Origin of the sequence: Micromonospora sp. RL09-050-HVF-A, from assembly GCF_019374995.1 — a bacterium.
Classification (GTDB): Bacteria; Actinomycetota; Actinomycetes; order Mycobacteriales; family Micromonosporaceae; genus Micromonospora; species Micromonospora antibiotica.
In genome coordinates this window covers 4,047,063-4,063,836 of sequence record NZ_JAGKQP010000002.1, presented here as the reverse complement: position 1 = coordinate 4,063,836, position 16,774 = coordinate 4,047,063, and the positions used below count along the sequence as shown (strand labels likewise).

At 73.6% G+C, this 16,774-nt stretch carries 13 protein-coding genes and 1 pseudogene; 11 read left to right on the top strand and 3 right to left on the bottom strand.

Annotated elements, in window-relative coordinates; all coding sequences use genetic code 11:
- Positions 1 to 103 precede the first annotated feature (103 nt).
- Both J7462_RS17765 and J7462_RS17760 read left to right on the top strand, forming a co-directional pair.
- Positions 104 to 1,108 carry a glycine betaine ABC transporter substrate-binding protein gene (locus J7462_RS17765; protein ID WP_208567753.1) on the top strand — a complete coding sequence of 335 codons (1,005 nt, stop codon included), beginning with the start codon at positions 104 to 106 and terminating at the stop codon, positions 1,106 to 1,108.
- Positions 1,109 to 1,312: 204 nt separating this feature from the next.
- The gene (locus tag J7462_RS17760; RefSeq protein ID WP_219465077.1) at positions 1,313 to 3,244 is read left to right on the top strand and encodes a hypothetical protein; all 1,932 of its coding nucleotides are present in this window, start codon (positions 1,313 to 1,315) and stop codon (positions 3,242 to 3,244) included.
- A 98-nt stretch (positions 3,245 to 3,342) separates the two neighbouring features.
- Here the strand turns inward: J7462_RS17760 and J7462_RS17755 are convergent, their stop codons facing one another.
- Positions 3,343 to 4,512: an NADH-quinone oxidoreductase subunit D gene (locus tag J7462_RS17755; protein WP_219465076.1), complete on the bottom strand. Its 1,170-nt coding sequence runs from the start codon at positions 4,510 to 4,512 to the stop codon at positions 3,343 to 3,345.
- Entirely contained in the window at positions 4,509 to 5,645 is a 1,137-nt protein-coding gene (locus tag J7462_RS17750; RefSeq protein WP_219470424.1) for an SAM-dependent methyltransferase, read from the bottom strand. The genes J7462_RS17755 and J7462_RS17750 overlap by 4 nt, the downstream gene beginning before the upstream one ends.
- 46 nt (positions 5,646 to 5,691) lie before the next feature.
- Here J7462_RS17750 and J7462_RS17745 point away from each other — a divergent pair, with 46 nt between their 5' ends.
- The 8 genes and pseudogenes from J7462_RS17745 to J7462_RS17710 all read left to right on the top strand — a co-directional run bounded on the left by J7462_RS17745 (position 5,692) and on the right by J7462_RS17710 (position 14,317).
- Positions 5,692 to 6,972, top strand: coding sequence for a phytase (locus J7462_RS17745; protein WP_219465073.1), 1,281 nt, complete (start codon positions 5,692 to 5,694; stop codon positions 6,970 to 6,972).
- A 229-nt stretch (positions 6,973 to 7,201) separates the two neighbouring features.
- Positions 7,202 to 8,176 (top strand): Rossmann-like and DUF2520 domain-containing protein, encoded by a 975-nt coding sequence (locus tag J7462_RS17740; RefSeq protein WP_219465072.1) that lies wholly within the window; start codon positions 7,202 to 7,204, stop codon positions 8,174 to 8,176.
- Between the two features lie 163 nt (positions 8,177 to 8,339).
- Positions 8,340 to 9,185: a pantoate--beta-alanine ligase gene (gene panC / locus J7462_RS17735; RefSeq protein WP_219465070.1), complete on the top strand. Its 846-nt coding sequence runs from the start codon at positions 8,340 to 8,342 to the stop codon at positions 9,183 to 9,185.
- A gap of 31 nt (positions 9,186 to 9,216) precedes the next feature.
- Entirely contained in the window at positions 9,217 to 9,642 is a 426-nt protein-coding gene (gene panD / locus J7462_RS17730) for an aspartate 1-decarboxylase (RefSeq protein ID WP_208567759.1), read from the top strand.
- Positions 9,643 to 9,742: 100 nt separating this feature from the next.
- A pseudogene (locus tag J7462_RS17725) lies at positions 9,743 to 10,626 on the top strand (septum formation family protein).
- Between the two features lie 73 nt (positions 10,627 to 10,699).
- Positions 10,700 to 12,397: an L-aspartate oxidase gene (locus J7462_RS17720; protein ID WP_219465068.1), complete on the top strand. Its 1,698-nt coding sequence runs from the start codon at positions 10,700 to 10,702 to the stop codon at positions 12,395 to 12,397.
- 171 nt (positions 12,398 to 12,568) lie between these two features.
- Positions 12,569 to 13,465, top strand: a complete 897-nt coding sequence (gene nadC, locus J7462_RS17715) for a carboxylating nicotinate-nucleotide diphosphorylase (protein ID WP_219465066.1) — start codon at positions 12,569 to 12,571, stop codon at positions 13,463 to 13,465.
- Positions 13,466 to 13,558: 93 nt separating this feature from the next.
- On the top strand, positions 13,559 to 14,317 hold the full coding sequence (locus J7462_RS17710) for a type III pantothenate kinase (protein WP_208567763.1): 759 nt from the start codon (positions 13,559 to 13,561) through the stop codon (positions 14,315 to 14,317).
- A gap of 23 nt (positions 14,318 to 14,340) precedes the next feature.
- Here J7462_RS17710 and J7462_RS17705 read toward each other — a convergent pair whose 3' ends face one another.
- The gene (locus J7462_RS17705; protein ID WP_219465064.1) at positions 14,341 to 15,081 is read right to left on the bottom strand and encodes a class I SAM-dependent methyltransferase; all 741 of its coding nucleotides are present in this window, start codon (positions 15,079 to 15,081) and stop codon (positions 14,341 to 14,343) included.
- A 91-nt stretch (positions 15,082 to 15,172) separates the two neighbouring features.
- Here J7462_RS17705 and lysS point away from each other — a divergent pair, with 91 nt between their 5' ends.
- Positions 15,173 to 16,681 carry a lysine--tRNA ligase gene (lysS, locus tag J7462_RS17700; protein WP_219465062.1) on the top strand — a complete coding sequence of 503 codons (1,509 nt, stop codon included), beginning with the start codon at positions 15,173 to 15,175 and terminating at the stop codon, positions 16,679 to 16,681.
- Positions 16,682 to 16,774: the final 93 nt, after the last annotated feature.

The window sequence follows — 16,774 nt, the reverse complement described above, 5'->3', positions numbered from 1 at the left end:
CGGTCCGGAAGGATATTGGCTGAACCCGCGGGCGGCGGCCGTCGCCCGTCGGACACGCGGCCGGCCCTGCCCGGGCCGTGCCGGGACACGGAAGGCGGGCACGATGCGCGTACGGACACGGCTGGCGGTGGGTGCGGTGGGCGCCCTGACCATGGCGGGTCTGTTGACCGGGTGCGGAGACGCCGGCTCGTCCGGCACCGATGCTCCGGAGCAGGGCGCGAGCGGTGCGGGTTGCGCCCCGGTCGCCGGTGAGCAGCTGGTCGTCCTCGACGACGACAAGAAGCTCCAGAACACCGACAACATCATTCCGGCGGTCAACGCCAAGGTGGCGAACCCGCAGCTGCTCGCCGCGCTGGACAAGGTCTCCGCCGCGCTGGACACCCCGAAGCTGATCGCCCTCAACAAGGCCGTCGACGTGGACCGCAAGACGCCGAAGGCGGCGGCCGAGGAGTTCGCCGTCGCCACGGGTCTGACCACCGGCATCGCCAAGGGGCCGGGTGGGCAGATCGTCGTCGGGGCGGGCAACTTCTCCGAGAGTCAGACCCTGGCCGAGCTGTACAACATCGCCCTCACGGCGGCCGGCTACCAGGTCAAGGTGCAGCAGATCGGCAACCGCGAGCTGTACGGGCCGAGCCTGGAGAAGGGCGAGATCCAGGTCGTCCCCGAGTACGCGGCGACCATGGCGGAGTTCCTCAACACCAAGGCCAACGGCAAGGACGCCACCCCGGTCTCCTCGCCGGAGCTGGACAAGACGGTCAGCGCGTTGAAGTCCGAGGGTGACAAGGCGGGCATCACGTTCGGCACCCCGTCCTCGGCGCAGGACCAGAACGCCTTCGCGGTGACCAAGGCGTTCGCCGACAAGTACTCCCTCAAGACCCTCTCCGACCTGGCGGCCAAGTGCTCCGGCAAGGACACCGTGCTGGCCGGCCCGCCGGAGTGCCCGCAGCGGCCGAAGTGCCAGGCCGGTCTGGTCGAGGTCTACGACTTCAAGGCCGGTTCGTTCAGCTCGCTGGACGCCGGTGGCCCGCAGACCAAGAACGCGCTGAAGACCGGCACCGCCAGCGTGGGCCTGGTCTTCTCGTCCGACGGCGCGCTCGCCACCAGTTGAGTGTTCCCGGTCGCGGTCGGCTCCCCCCGACCGCGACCGGGCCCGTCCTGAGTCGTTTCTCACCTTCCCCGTCTACGGGTGCGGCGACGACCTCGGTGCACGGGGCAGGTCAGCCGGGCCCGCTGCGCCGTACCGGCCGAGATCGGGGCATTTCTGCCCTGGGACCGTTCCCAGCCCGCGTACATCTCGGTAGGCTGCACAGCCATGCCCTCCCCGGTCGTCTCCGAGAAGCGCAGCCCGCAGCTCCTGACCGTCCTGTTCTGGATCGGGGTGGCGTTCGCGCCCATCGCCGCGCTGATCCTGTTGTTCGCCGACGGCAACGGTCCGCTGCGGTTCGCCGCGGTGCTGGCCATCACCGCCGTGGTGCTGATCGGCCTCTCCATCGCACTGCGGGCCGACGGCGGCACCCGGTCGTCCGACGCGGAGGTGCTCGACGAGCTGGCGCAGCTGCGGCGCGAGCTGCGTAGCGAGATCGTCGCCGCCGCCCAGCGCGGCAACCAGGCGTTGGACCAGTCCCAGCGGGCCGAGGAGCAGGTCACCGCGTTGCGTCGCCGGCTGGATGCGGTGACAGCCGATCTGGCGACGGCCGCCGGCGACCCGCCGGCCGTCGAGGATCGGGCCGTCGGTGCGGGCCGGGCCCGGGTCCCGGCCGTCGAACCGGCGCCGGAGGTCCCGGTCGGCCGTCGGCGGGCCGTCGCCGAGGAGAGCCCGCCGGACTGGGGCGCGGCGGATGACGCCGAGCCGGTCGCGACGGGCCGGGGCCGGGTCGCCGCCGACCGGGAGACCCCCGCAGCGTCCGGCCGCCGGTACGCCCCGGACCGCCCGACCACCGGCCAGCCCGGCCAGCCCGGCGGGTACGGGGCGTCCGCTCGCGAACCACGTGGCCCGGTGCCCGGTGCCGAGTCGACGTCGCGTCCGCTCGGCGTGGTGCGGCACACCGAGACGGTGCACGTGACCACCCGGCACACCGTCGTCGACGGTCCCGATCCGGCCGGCGGCTACGGCGGTGGGTACGCCGGTCGTTGGACGCCTGGCGCGGAGCAGCCGTCCTGGGCCGGTGGGGAGCCGCAGCACCCCTGGTCGGGTCAGGCGGAGCCGCCCGGCCGGGACTGGTCCGCCCCGTCGGACGACCGGTCCCGGGCGTCCCGCCCGCCGTCCCGCGACGAGCGGGCCTGGCCGGCCGCGTCCGGCCCCTCGTGGGGTGCCCCGGCCGACGACCGTCCCGAGCAGCCCCGTCCCGAACCGGCCCGCACCGAGTGGTCCCGTCCCGAGCAGCCCCGCCCCGAGTGGTCCCCGGTCGGTGGGGAGGGCGGCGTCAGGTCGTCCGGCGGCCGGTCCGGCTGGACCGAGACCCGTGGCGAATCGTCCGCGCCCGAGGTGCCGGCCGGTGACCGGTGGGCCGAGAACAGGGCCGACCCGCCGGCCCGCGAGGTACGCGCCGGTGACCGCTGGGCCGAGGTGCGCGACGACGGGCGTGCCCGGGAGCTGCGGGTCGGGGAGCGCCGGGCGGAGGTGCACGCCGACGGCGCCGGTTACCACTACTCCGACCGGTGGGCCTCGGTCCGGCAGGAGGACCCGTACCGGCAGGAGGACGCCTACCGGGAGGAGCCGGCGCGGACCGGTGAGCGGTGGGGTGGCGGACGGTCGACGCCGGAGGGCCGCCCGGCGTTGCCGGCGGGTGGTGTCCCGGTGCCGCAGCAGTGGCGGGAGCCGGCGCGCAGTCACCGGCCGGCCGAGCAGTGGTCGGCCGGGGCCGCCCAGCCCGCGCCGTCCGCACCGGACTGGTCGGCGTCGGTTGCCCAGCCGGCCCAGGAGCGGCCGGGGCGGGCCGTCCCGCCGGGCGAGGAGTGGCCGGGCGGCGTACGACAGCCGTCGCCGGACTGGTCCACGCGCACCGGGCAGTCCGCTGTGGACCGGTCCGGGCGGTCCGGACCGGCGGCTGCGGACCGGTCCGCTCCCGTGGACGACCAGCGGTGGGGCGGGCAACCGGCCGAGCAATGGCGGGACCGGGAGCCGGTGGTGTCGTGGCGTACCCCCGACCCCGAACCACGCGGGCACCAGCAGTCCGACGGCGAGGAGCGGTACGGCTACCCCCCGCAGGACGACGCCCCGCGCGCCGGCGGCCACTGGCGCTGACCGTCCGGGTGCCGGGTCGGGCCCACGTTGCCGGGCAGGGCCGGATCAGGCCCCCGTTGCCGGACCAGGTCGGGCCCGGGTGTGGTGTTGGCCCCGGTCTACTTGTCGATGTCGCCGACCACGAAGAACATCGAGCCGAGGATCGCGATCAGGTCGGGCACCAGGCAGCCGGGCAGCAGGGTGGCCAGCGCCTGCACGTTGGCGTACGACGCGGTGCGCAGCTTGAGCCGCCACGGCGTCTTCTCGCCCCGCGAGACCAGGTAGTAGCCGTTGATCCCGAGCGGGTTCTCCGTCCAGGCGTAGGTGTGCCCCTCGGGGGCCTTGACCACCTTGGGCAGCCGGGTGTTCACCGGCCCGGTGAGCCGGTCGACCCGGTCGAGGCACTGTTCGGCGAGGTCGAGGGAGGCGTACACCTGGTCGAGCAGCACCTCGAAGCGGGCGTGGCAGTCGCCCGCGGTGCGGGTGACCACCGGCACGTCGAGCTGGTCGTACGCCAGGTAGGGGTCGTCGCGGCGCAGGTCCAGGTCGAGCCCGGAGGCGCGGGCGACCGGCCCGGACGCCCCGAACGCGGCGGCGTCGGCGGCCGACAGCACCCCCACCCCGACGGTACGGGCCAGGAAGATCTCGTTGCGTCGGATCAGCCGGTCCAGGTCGGGCATCCGGCGGCGGACCTCGCCGATGGCGGCGCGGGCCCGTCCGGTCCAGCCGGCGGGGACCTCCTCCTTGAGCCCGCCGACCCGGTTGAACATGTAGTGGATCCGGCCGCCGGAGACCTCCTCCATGACCGCCTGGATGGTCTCCCGTTCCCGGAAGGCGTAGAAGACCGGGGTGATCGCGCCGATCTCCAGCGGGTACGAGCCGAGGAACATCAGGTGGTTGAGCACCCGGTTCAGCTCGGCCAGCGCCATCCGCAGCCAGGTGGCCCGCTCGGGCACCTCCATGCCCATGAGCCGTTCGACGGCGAGCACCACACCCAGCTCGTTGGAGAACGCCGACAGCCAGTCGTGCCGGTTGGCCAGCACGATGATCTGCCGGTAGTCGCGGACCTCGAACAGTTTCTCCGCACCCCGGTGCATGTACCCGACGATCGGTTCGGCGGCGACCACCCGTTCCCCGTCGAGCACCAGCTTCAGCCGCAGCACGCCGTGCGTCGAGGGGTGCTGCGGGCCGATGTTGAGCACCATGTCGGTGCCGAGCTGCTCCCCGCCGGCCCCGGTGCCGACGGTCAGCTCGCGCAGTTCACCGGTGTCCGTGGTCATGCCGGTCATCGTGCCATGAGCGCATCGACGGCGACGCCGACCGGCTGGAGCAGCCAGTGGTGCCCGCCGAGTCCGGCCGGGTCGGTCAGCTCGGCCACCGCCGAGGCGGCGGCGAGGGCCCGCACGTACCCGGCGGGGTCGCTGCCGGCCAGGCTCAGCGCCGGTCGCCCACTGTCGGCCCCGAGCGCGAGCAGCGCCTCCCGCTGCGACACCAGCGTGTACGCACACCCGGCGACCTGCGCACCGGCGGCGGCGACGGAGTCCATGGCGACGTGCGCGGTGATGTCGCACGACCCGTCCGGCACCGGAGGCACCTGCCGTCCGTTCCGGTACCCGGTCAACGTCCCGTCGACCGGCCGCCGCTCGCGCAGGTGCCCGTAGTCCACGGCCAACGCCACCCCCTGCCGCAGCCGCCCGACGGCCCGCCCCCACGCCTCGTCCCGACTCCGCCCCACCTCAACCCGTCCCCCTCGCTCCCCCCGCCCGGTGATCAAGAGGTTTGCGTCAGGTTCGGGCCCCTCCGTTGACGCAAACCTCTTGATCACCGGGGCGGTGGTGGGGGGCGCGGCCGGGGTTGGGGTGGGGATTGGGGTGGGGTGCCAGGTGGTCAGCCAGGTGAGGTCTTCCGGGGTCAGCGGGGGGCCGGGGGTCTCCTCGCCGGTGCTCGGGTCCACCAGGTGGTAGCGCCAGCCGGTGCCGGTGGGGACGGCCACGTCCAGGGGGACGTTGTCCAGCCATTCGGTCGCGGTCAGCAGGCCGGTGATTCCCGCCGGGGGTTCGGTCGTCCAGGCGATGTCGGGCGGCAGGTCCGCCGGGCGGGGGGCCGGTTCCACGGCCGTGAGGCGTAGGCGGTGGGCCAGCGGCGTCGCAGCCGCGCCGGGCGTCGCCGACCCGTGGGCCAGGGCGGCCAGGGCGCGCAGCAGCTCACCCCGGCCCGCACCCACGTCCACCACGTCGAACGGGGTGGGGAAACCGAGGGCGGCGTCGAGGCGGGACACGAGCCGGAACACCGCCGCCGTGAACGCCGGAGAAGCGTGCACGCTGGTCCGGAAGTGGTCGGCCGGGCCGGACCCGGAGACGAAGAAGCCGCGCGGCCCGTAGAGGGCGGCGTCCATGGCGTACCGCCAGCGAATCGCGTTCATCCCGTGTTCAGCGTCCGTCACCGTGCCGACCCTACGGTCTGCGGGCATGAGACGAATCGTGATCTCCGCGCTGGCGGTCGTACCGCTGCTGGTGACGACCACCGGTGCCGCCGCCGCGCCCGCCCGCGACGACGTGCCGCGTGCGGTCCGGGCGGTGGCCGAGACACCCGCCCTGTTCGCCGACGCCGCCGGTGGCGACGCCGACGCCGACGATCCGGCGATCTGGGTGCACCCGACCGACCGGGCCGGCAGCCTGGTGGTCATCACCGCCAAGAACGGCGGCCTGCGGGTGTACGACCTGCGGGCCCGGGAGCGGCAGGCGATCGCCACCCCGCCGGCACCCGGCCCGGACGACGAGGCGGGCCGGTTCAACAACGTCGACCTGGTCAGCGGCTTCCGGCTGGCGGGCCGGCCGGTCGACCTGGCGGTGGTCACCGACCGGGGACGCGACCAGCTCCGGTTCTACCGGATCGATCCGGTGTCGCGGCGGCTGGTCGACGTGACCGCGCCGCAGCCGCCGTTCGCGTTCAGCCGGGACCAGGCGGAGGTGAACACCCAACGCACCGCGTACGGGTTGGGCACGTTCACCGACCGGGACGGGGCCGCGTACGCGGTGGTGAGCCGGCGCAGCACCCCGGAGGTGGGGGTGTTCCGGCTGGTGGAGCGGGCCGGGAAGGTCAGCTACCGGCCGGTGGGGCGGCTGGTGCTGCCGTCGACGTTCACCCTGCCGGACGGCTCCGCCTGGTCGCCGTGCACCGACCCGGGGGACGGCCCGCAGGTGGAGGGGACGGTGGTGGACCCGGCCACCGGCGTGGTGTACCTGGCGCAGGAGAAGGTCGGCCTGTGGCGGACCCGGCTGGTCGCTGGCCGGTTCGTGGGCGTACCCCGGTCGGTGGAGCGGGTCCGCGAGTACGGCGTCCCGGCGGTCTTCGACCCGGCGGCCGACGACTGCGTGGCCGACGACACCGCCGACCCGGGCTTCGGCGGGCGGATCGCCCAGGACGTGGAGGGGCTGACGATCCTGCCCACCGGTCGGGACGCGGGCACCCTCGTCGTGTCCAGCCAGGGCGACGACACGTTCTTCACCTACGACCGGGTCACCAACCGGCCGACCGGGCGGTTCGCGGTGGTCGACGGACGGGTCGACGGCGTGCAGGAGTGCGACGGGGCGGCGGTGACGGCGACGCCGCTGCCGGGCTTCCCGGGCGGGCTGCTGGTGGTGCAGGACGGCCGTAACACCCCGACGACGCCGGACGGGGACGACGGGGTACGCCCGGACACCAACGTCAAGTTCGTCGACGCCGGGTTCCTGGCCGGCCACCGGTGAGCTGCCGCACCCGGTGAGCTGCCGCACCGGGTGGGCCGCCACACCCGGTGAGCTGCCGCACCCGGTGAACTGCCGCACCGGGTGGGCCGCCGCACCGGGTGAGCTGCCGCCATCGGGCCACCCGGTGCCCGGGGTCGGTGAAGGTTTTCACACATCCTTGTTCGGGTTCCCTGCCCCCGGCGCATACTTGCGATCGACCGGTACCCCCTTCGAGGACTGGATCGTTGCCATGAGCGCACCGCTGCGCCCCCGTCCGGCTGCCCCCGGCGTCGCCGTACCGCAGGGCCCCGCCGCACCCGGTGTCCCGTTCGTCCTTCCCCCCCAGCTCACCGTGGGTGTGGTCGGTGCCGGCCGGGTGGGTGCGGTGCTCGGGGCGGCACTGGTCGCCGCCGGGCACCGGGTGGTCGCCGCCTCCGGCGTCTCCGGGGCGACCCGGGCCCGGATCGCGTTGCTCCTGCCGGACGCGGTGACCCGGTCGGCGACCTCGGTCGCCCGGGAGGCCACCGACCTGCTGCTGCTCGCCGTCCCCGACGACGCGCTGGCCGGTGTGGTCGCTGGTTTGGCCGACACCGGGGCGCTGCACCCCGGCCAGGTGGTCGCGCACACCTCCGGCGCGCACGGCCTGACCGTGCTGGCCCCGGCCGCCGCCGTCGGTGCCCGGCCGTTGGCCCTGCACCCCGCGATGACCTTCACCGGTACGCCGGACGACCTGTCCCGGCTGGCCGGCATCTCCTACGGGGTGACCGCCCCGGTGGAGTTGCGGGCGGCGGCGGCCCGGCTCGTCGCCGACCTGGGCGGGGTGCCGGAGTGGGTGGGGGAGACCGACCGGGTCCTCTACCACGCGGCCCTGGCGCACGGCGCGAACCACCTGGTGACCCTGGTCAACGAGGCGGCCGACCGGCTGCGGGACGCCGGGGTGACCCAGCCGGAGAAGGTGCTGGCCCCGCTGCTGCGGGCGGCGTTGGAGAACGCCCTGCGGCTCGGCGACGACGCGCTCACCGGCCCGGTGTCGCGTGGCGACGCGGGCACCGTACGGCGGCACCTGGCCCGGCTGGCGCAGACCGCGCCGGAATCCGTGGCCCCCTATCTGGCGTTGGCCCGACGGAGCGCGGACCGGGCGATCGCGGCGGGCCGGCTGCGCCCGGTCGACGCCGAGTCCCTGCTCGACGTGCTCGCCGGCATCCACCGCGAGGTGGCGGCGTGAGCCGGTTTTGCGAGCCCGGCAGTCGCGAACGGAGGGCGGGTTGGTGAGTGCGAGGAGTGAGCCGGTTTTGCGAGCCCCGCAGTCGCGAACGGAGGGCGGGTTGGTGAGTGCGAGGAGTGAGCCGGTTTTGCGAGCCCCGCAGTCGCGAACGGAAGGCGGTTCAGTGACGGAACTGGTGCACACCCGGGTGGAGCTGGCGAAGGCCCGGGCGGGGCTGGCCGGCACGGTCGGTGTGGTGATGACGATGGGTGCGCTGCACTCGGGGCACGAGGCGCTGATCCGGGCGGCCCGGGAGCGGGCCGACCACGTGCTGGTGACGATCTTCGTGAACCCGTTGCAGTTCGGCCCGAACGAGGACTTCGACAGGTATCCGCGCACCCTCGACACCGACCTGGAGGTGTGCCGGCGGGCCGGTGCGGACCTGGTGTTCGCCCCGGCCGTGACCGACATGTACCCGGACGGGCAGCCCACGGTCCGGGTCAACCCGGGTCAGCCCGGTGAGGAGTTGGAGGGGCAGAGCCGGCCCGGCTTCTTCCACGGGGTGCTGACCGTGGTGTTGAAGCTGCTCCAGCTCACCCGGCCCGACGTGACCTTCTTCGGGGAGAAGGACTACCAGCAGCTCACCCTGGTCCGTCGGATGGCCCGGGACCTGGACGTGCCGGTCGAGGTGGTCGGTGTGCCGACCGTACGGGAGCCGGACGGGCTGGCCCGGTCCAGCCGTAACCGCTACCTGTCGGCGGACGAGCGGCAGGTCGCGTTGAGCCTCTCGGCCGCGCTGCGGGCCGGGGCGGACGCCGCCGGGCGGGGCGCGGACGCCGGTGACGTGCTGGCCGCCGCGCACCGGGTGCTCGGCGAGGTGCCGGGTGTGCGACTGGACTATCTGGTGCTCACCGATCCGGATCTGGAGCCGGGGCCGGTCGCCGGCCCGGCCCGGCTGTTGATCGCGGCCTGGGTGGGCACCACCCGGTTGATCGACAACCTGGCGATCGACCTCGCCCCCCGCTCCTGACCACGCACACCACCTGTCGAGAGGCAAGCCGATGTTCCGGACCATGCTCAAGTCGAAGATCCACCGGGCGACGGTGACCCAGGCCGACCTGCACTACGTCGGCTCGGTGACGGTGGACCAGGATCTGCTCGACGCCGCCGACCTGCTCCCGGGCGAGCAGGTGGCGATCGTGGACGTGACCAACGGGGCCCGGCTGGAGACGTACGTGATCCCGGGGGAGCGGGGCAGCGGGGTGATCGGCATCAACGGCGCGGCGGCGCACCTGGTGCACCCGAACGACCTGGTGATCCTGATCTCGTACGGTCAGATGGACGACGCGGAGGCCCGGACGTACCGCCCCCGGGTGGTCCATGTGGACGCCGACAACAGGGTGGTTGAGCTGGGCGGCGATCCGGCGGCTGCGGCCCCGGGGACGGCCGGGGACCCGGTGCCGAGTCCGCTCGCCGTCGTGGGCTGACCGGAATTCCGGTCTGTTACCGGAAGGTCATTTTTGGTTACCCTGGACTGACCGTCGGATTGACGGTCGTCGGCTGGGGGAGGCCGCGTTGCGTCGTCCGATGAGGGTCTTGATCGCCGCGTTGGCGGTGGGTGTGGTCCTGGCGGGCTGCGGTGCGCCGGGCGGCCTCGACGGCGATCTCACCGACGACTGGGCGGCCCTGCCGCCGGCCGGGCCGTTCACCCCCGAGGCGGGGGTTTGTCAGGTCGCCGACTTCACCGACACGGTCGCCCTGGCGGCGTACGCGCCGGTGGACTGCGCGGTGCCGCACCGGGTGGAGACGGTGCACGTGGGCGCGTTGCCGGGCGAGCGGGTCGTCGCGCCGGTCACCGGTTCGGCGGAGTTGCGGGGTGCGTTCGCCGAGTGCGACACCCGGGCCGCCGGTTACCTGGGCGACGACTGGCGGGCCGGCCGGCTGCGGCTGGCGGTGGCGCTGCCGACCGCGCTCGGCTGGACGGCCGGGGCCCGTTGGTTCCGGTGCGACCTGAGCGAGGTGACCACCGTCGAGGCGGCGGCCACCGTGGTCACCCGTACGGGCAGCCTGCGGGACGCGTTGAAGGGCCCGTCGCCGCTGCGGTTGGGCTGTCAGCGGGCCAAGAGCGGCCGGGGTGCCGGGGTGCAGGTGCTGGTGCCGGTGGAGTGCTCGACCGTCCACGAGGCGGAGTTCGTGGGCGCCTGGAAGGCCCCGACCGGCCCTATCCGGTCAAGGACGTCGACTGGCTGCCGCTGTACGCCGGCTGCCGCAGCCTGCTGGGTCGCTACGTGGGTGTGCCGGACGACGCCGACCTGCGTTTCCGCAGCGGCGTGGTGGTGCGTCCGCCGGGGCCGGGCCGGTGGCGGGTCGGCGACCGGGGGGTCCGTTGCTACCTGTGGTTGAGCGACCGGACGGTGACCGCCTCGCTGAAGGGTGGCGGACCGGCCGCCCTGCCGGTGCGGACGAAGTAGCGGACGGGGTAGCCGAAACCACTCGTCCCGCCCCCGCCGCCCGTCGCGAGGATCGTTCGGGTTGACTGTGGCTATGGAACTCCCGCCGACCGTCGACCTGCCGGCCCTGCCCAGACTGTTGGCTGCTCCCGCGCCCGGTTGGGTGGAGACCACCGATGTGATCGTGGTCGGCTCCGGGGTGGCCGGGTTGACCGCCGCGCTGCACCTGCGCGAGGCGGGCCTGCACGTCACCGTGGTCACCAAGGTCAACATCGACGACGGGTCGACCCGCTGGGCGCAGGGCGGCATCGCCGCCGTACTCGATCCGGCCGACTCGCCCGCCGCGCACGCCCGCGACACCGAGATCGCCGGGGTCGGACTCTGCGACCCGGCGGCCGTGCGGCTGCTGGTGGAGGAGGGGCCGCTGCGGCTGCGGGAACTGATGCGCATCGGCGCGGAGTTCGACCGCAACCCGGACGGTTCGTTGATGCTCACCCGGGAGGGCGGGCACCGGGCCGACCGGATCGTGCATGCCGGTGGGGACGCCACCGGGGCGGAGGTGCAGCGGGCCCTGCACGCGGCGGTGCGCCGGGACCCGTGGATCCGCCTGGTCGAGCACGCCCTGGTGCTGGACCTGCTGCGCGCCCCCGGCGACGACCCGGACTCTCCCGGCCCGGCCTGCGGCATCACCCTGCACGTGCTGGGCGAGGGCAGCGAGGACGGCGTCGGCGCGCTGCTGGCCCGCGCGGTGGTGCTGGCCACCGGCGGGATGGGGCAGGTCTTCTCGGCCACCACCAACCCGGCGGTCTCCACCGGTGACGGGGTGGCGTTGGCGATGCGGGCCGGGGCGGCGGTCACCGACGTCGAGTTCGTGCAGTTCCACCCGACCGCGCTGATCGTGCCGGAGCAGGCCCGGGTGCCGGGCGCGGGCCTGGCCCAGCAGCCGCTGGTGTCGGAGGCGCTGCGCGGTGAGGGCGCCCACCTGGTCGACGCCGACGGCAAGCGGTTCATGCTCGGCCAGCACGAACTGGCCGAGCTGGCCCCCCGGGACGTGGTGGCCAAGGGCATCCACCGGGTGCTGCTGGCCACCGGCGCGGCCCACGTCCATCTGGACGCCCGGCACCTCGGCGCGAACTTCCTCGCCGGGCGGTTCCCGACCATCGTCGCGTCCTGCCTGGCCATCGGGGTCGACCCGGCGACGGATCTGATTCCGGTCGCCCCGGCCGCCCACTACGCGTCCGGTGGCGTCCGCACCGACCTGCGCGGCCGGACCTCCATCCCCGGCCTGTACGCCTGCGGCGAGGTCGCCTGCACGGGCGTGCACGGCGCGAACCGGCTGGCCAGCAACTCGCTGCTGGAGGGGTTGGTCTTCTCCCGCCGGATCGCCGAGGACATCGCCGCCGGGCTGCCCGAGCAGGCGCAACCGGCGCAGACCGGTGCCTGGGTGGGCGGCGGGGGTGGGGTGCTGCCCGCCGAGGGGGTGCCCGCGTTGCAACGGGCGATGACCCGGGGCGCGGGGGTGCTGCGGTCGGCGTCGACCCTGGCCGCGACCGCCGCCACCCTGACCGAGCTGGGGCAGGGCCAGGGTCGGCCGGGCACCGCCGGCTGGGAGGCGACGAACCTGGTCACCGTGGCGTCCGCCCTGGTCGCCGCCGCGTACGCCCGCCAGGAGACCCGGGGCTGCCACTGGCGGGAGGACTTCCCGGCGGCCGACGAGCGGTGGCGCGGTCATCTCGTCGCGGCCGTCGGTGCCGGGGGTGACCTCACCGAACGCTGGGAGGGCCTGCCCTGACCCGGAGCGGGCCGGGTTTGCGAGCCCCGCAGTGGCGAACGAAGGGGGGCGGGTGAGTCCGAGGAGTGAGCCGGGTTTGCGAGCCCCGCAGTGGCGAACGAAGGGGGGCGGGTGAGTCCGAGGAGTGAGCCGGGTTTGCGAGCCCCGCAGTGGCGAACGAAAGGAAATACAGTGCGGGAACCGACGCGACAGGCGTTGACGGCGGGCGGGTTGGACCCGGAGCGGGTCCGGCGGGTGATCGTCGACGCGCTCACCGAGGATCTGGGGGCGGACTTCGTCGACGTCACCAGCGTCGCCACCATTGCGGCCGGGCAGACCGACACCGCCGACCTGGTGGCCCGGGAGGCCGGGGTGGTGGCCGGGCTGGCGGTGGCGGCGGCGGTGTTCGAGCTGGTCGGCGAGGTGAGCGCTGCGGAGCGTACCGTCGAGGTGGTGGTGGTGGCCCACGACGGCGCGCGGGTGGCCCGGGGTGAGGTGCTGGCGACGGTGACCGGCCCGACCCGGCTGCTGCTCACCGCCGAGCGCACCGCGCTGAACCTGCTCTCCCGGATGTCCGGGGTGGCCACCCACACCCGGGCCTGGGCGGACGCCCTGGCCGGCACCAAGGCGACGGTGCTGGACACCCGCAAGACCACCCCGGGCCTGCGGATGCTGGAGAAGTACGCGGTCCGGGCCGGCGGTGGCACCAACAAGCGGATGGGCCTGTACGACGTCGCCATGATCAAGGACAACCACAAGCTGGCCGCCGGTGGTGTCGGGGCGGCCTTCCGTCGGGTCCGGCAGACCTTCCCGCAGGTGCCGGTGCAGGTCGAGGTGGACACCCCGGCCGAGGCGGTGGAGGCGGTGGAGGCGGGCGCGGACTTCCTGCTGTTGGACAACATGTCCCCGGCGACCCTGCGCGAGGTGGTCGCGGCGGTCGGCGACCGGGCCGAGCTGGAGGCGACCGGTGGGCTGACCCTGGAGGTGGCCGCCGAGTACGGGGCGACCGGGGTGGACTACCTGTCGGTGGGTGCCCTGACGCACTCCTCGCCGATCCTGGACATCGCCCTGGACCTGCGCGAGCGGTGAGCCGGCCGGGCCGCCGGCTACCCGTCGGTGCGGGGCAGCGGGTCCGGCCCACTGCTCGCCTGCGGTGGGCCGGTCGGCGTCTAGGCTGCGTGCGTGCTGCTCTGCATCGACATCGGAAACACCAACACCGTGCTGGCGACCTTCGACGGCGACAAGCTGGTGCACTCGTGGCGGATCAAGACCGACGCCCGTTCGACAGCGGACGAGCTGGGTCTGATGTTCCGGGGGCTGCTCGCCGGTGACGCCGTGGAGATCACCGGGGTGGCCGCCTGCTCGACGGTGCCGGCGGCGCTGCGCTCGCTGCGGACCATGCTGGCCCGTTACTACGCCGACCTGCCGAGCGTGGTCGTCGAGCCGGGGGTCCGCACCGGTGTGCAGCTGGCCATCGACAACCCGAAGGAGGTGGGCGCGGACCGGGTGGTCAACACGCTGGCCGCGTACACCCTCTACGGGGGTCCGTCGATCGTGGTGGACTTCGGCACCACCACCAACTTCGACGTGATCAGCGGTCGGGGGGAGTTCCTCGGTGGGGCGTTCGCCCCGGGCATCGAGATCTCCTTCGACGCGTTGGCGGCCCGCGCCGCCCAGCTGCGTAAGGTGGAGGCCAACAAGCCCCGCTCGGTGATCGGCAAGAACACCGTGGAGTGTCTCCAGTCCGGCCTCTACTTCGGCTTCGCCGGGCAGGTCGACCGGATCGTCGAGCGGATGACCGAGGAGTTGGGCCAGGTCCGGGCGGTGATCGCCACGGGCGGGCTGGCCTCGGTGGTGATCGGCGAGTGCCGGACCATCACCCACCACGAGCCGATGATCACCCTGATCGGGCTGCGCATGGTCTACGAACGCAACACCTGATCACGACGGCCGGTCGCGGCGGTTCAGCGCCGCCGGGCCCGGAAGACCAGCGTCTGGTACGGCAGCTCGACGGTCTCCCGGCCGGCCAGGTCGGGGTGGGTGGCGAACAACTCGCGCAGGTCCCGCTCCAGCCGTTGCCGCTGCTGCGGGGCGGCGACCAACCAGTGTGAGCGGGTACGCAACAGCCCGAGGACCTCGTCGGAGGTGACGGTCGTCCGGTGGGTGAACCGGCCCAGCTCGACCGGGCCGAAGGCCGCACCGAAGGTGGTCACCTTCACCGTCAGGTCGCTGACGTTCTCCCCCATCTGGGCGATCCGCCCCAGCTCGGCCACCCAGCCGACCGTTTCGTCCCGGATGTTCCAGATCGGGGCGAAGATGCCGTCCGGCCGGAGGACCCGGGCGATCTCGACGTGCGCGCGTTCCCGGTCGAACCAGTGGTAGGCCTGGCCGACCAGCACCGCGTCGGCGCTCGCGTCGGGCAGCGGGACCGCCTCGGCGCAGCCGGCGAGGGCGGTGGTCCCGGGAACGGCCGTGTCGAGCCGGGCCCGCATCGCCGGGTCGGGTTCGACCGGAGTGACCCGGTGGCCGAGGGCCCGCAGGTCACGGGTGAGCAGGCCGGTGCCGGCACCCAGGTCGACCACGCTGGCGACCGCACCCGCGCCGGCCAGCGCCCAGCGCAGCGCCTCGGCCGGATAGCCGGGTCGAAACCGGTCGTAGTCGGCGGCGACCGTACCGAAGGACCGTGCCCGGGTGTGCTCGACCATGCCGGGCAGGTTATCCCGTAACGGCCGCTCGGGGGCATGAGTACGCTCATGGGCTGACCCAGTCGAACTCCCTTAGCCGAGGAAGCGTGCCGTGACCGAGCAGAACGCCGTGCCAGTGGACCCCGCCGACGACCTTCCCGAGCAGATGAAGGTCCGCCGGGAGAAGCGGGACCGGATGCTCGCCGAGGGCATCGACCCGTACCCCGTCGGTTACCCCCGGACCAGCACCCTGGCCGAGGTGCGCGAGCGGTACGCCGAGCTGCCCACCGACACCGCGACCGGGGACCGGATCTCGGTCACCGGCCGGGTGATCTTCGTTCGGAACACCGGCAAGCTCTGTTTCGCCACCCTGCGCGACGGCGACGGCACCGAGTTGCAGGCGATGCTCTCCCTGGACCGGGTCGGCGCGGAGCGGCTGGACGCCTGGAAGCGCCTGGTCGACCTGGGTGACCACGTGGGTGTCACCGGCGAGGTGATCACCAGCCGGCGCGGTGAGCTGTCGGTGCTGGCCGACGAGTGGGCGGTCACCGCCAAGGCGCTGCGCCCGTTGCCGGTGGCGCACAAGCCGCTGAGCGAGGAGGCCCGGGTCCGGCAGCGTTACGTGGACCTGGTGGTCCGTCCGCAGGCCCGGCAGATGGTCCGGACCCGGGCCGCGGCGGTACGCAGCCTGCGTGACTCGTTGCACGGTCAGGGATTCATCGAGGTCGAGACGCCGATGCTCCAGTTGCTGCACGGCGGCGCGGCGGCCCGCCCATTCGTGACCCACAGCAATGCGCTCGGTACTGATCTGTATCTGCGAATCGCGCCGGAACTGTTTCTCAAGCGCGCCGTGGTCGGCGGGGTCGACCGGGTGTTCGAGATCAACCGCAACTTCCGCAATGAGGGAGTCGACTCGTCGCACTCGCCGGAGTTCGCGATGCTGGAGACCTACCAGGCGTACGGCGACTACGACACGATGGCGGCGTTGACCCGTAATCTCGTGCAGCAGGCGGCGGTGGCGGTCAGCGGCTCGACGACGGTGACCCACGCCGACGGTCGGGAGTTCGACCTGGGTGGCGAGTGGCGGTCGGTGACCCTGTTCGGGGCGCTTTCCGAGGCGCTCGGCGAGGAGGTCACGGTCCGCACCGAACGGACCCGCCTGGTGGAGTACGCCGACAAGGTGGGGCTCGCGGTCGACCCGAAGTGGGGGCCGGGCAAGCTGGCCGAGGAGTTGTTCGAGGAACTGGTGGTGCCGAGCCTCCAGGCGCCGACCTTCGTGCGGGACTACCCGGAGGAGACCAGCCCGTTGACCCGGGGTCACCGCACCGAGCCCGGCCTGGCCGAGAAGTGGGACCTCTACGTGCTCGGCTTCGAGCTGGGCACCGCGTACACGGAGCTGGTGGACCCGGTGGTGCAGCGGGAGCGGCTGGTGACGCAGGCGCAGCTCGGTGCCCGGGGCGACGACGAGGCCATGCGGCTGGACGAGGACTTTCTCCGGGCGATCGAGTACGGAATGCCGCCGGCCGGGGGTATGGGAATGGGAATCGACCGGCTGTTGATGGCGCTGACGGGGCTGGGAATTCGGGAAACCATCCTCTTCCCCTTGGTCCGCCCCGAGTAGCCTCCGGTGAGACCTTTGCCGGGTCGTTACGGCGTCCTATTGACGCGGCAAGCGTCGGGGGGGTTATCGTGCTCCTATTGCAGGAGCACCCTG

Bases quoted from the DNA above. Each gene is read 5' to 3' on its own strand.
- J7462_RS17755 (WP_219465076.1), bottom strand. From the start codon at position 4,512: ATGACCGGCATGACCACGGACACCGGTGAACTGCGCGAGCTGACCGTC.
- J7462_RS17745 (WP_219465073.1), top strand. From the start codon at position 5,692: ATGAGACGAATCGTGATCTCCGCGCTGGCGGTCGTACCGCTGCTGGTG.
- panD (WP_208567759.1), top strand. From the start codon at position 9,217: ATGTTCCGGACCATGCTCAAGTCGAAGATCCACCGGGCGACGGTGACC.
- J7462_RS17720 (WP_219465068.1), top strand. From the start codon at position 10,700: ATGGAACTCCCGCCGACCGTCGACCTGCCGGCCCTGCCCAGACTGTTG.
- J7462_RS17705 (WP_219465064.1), bottom strand. From the start codon at position 15,081: ATGGTCGAGCACACCCGGGCACGGTCCTTCGGTACGGTCGCCGCCGAC.
- J7462_RS17765 (WP_208567753.1), top strand. From the start codon at position 104: ATGCGCGTACGGACACGGCTGGCGGTGGGTGCGGTGGGCGCCCTGACC.
- J7462_RS17750 (WP_219470424.1), bottom strand. From the start codon at position 5,645: ATGAACGCGATTCGCTGGCGGTACGCCATGGACGCCGCCCTCTACGGG.
- J7462_RS17740 (WP_219465072.1), top strand. From the start codon at position 7,202: ATGAGCGCACCGCTGCGCCCCCGTCCGGCTGCCCCCGGCGTCGCCGTA.
- J7462_RS17760 (WP_219465077.1), top strand. From the start codon at position 1,313: ATGCCCTCCCCGGTCGTCTCCGAGAAGCGCAGCCCGCAGCTCCTGACC.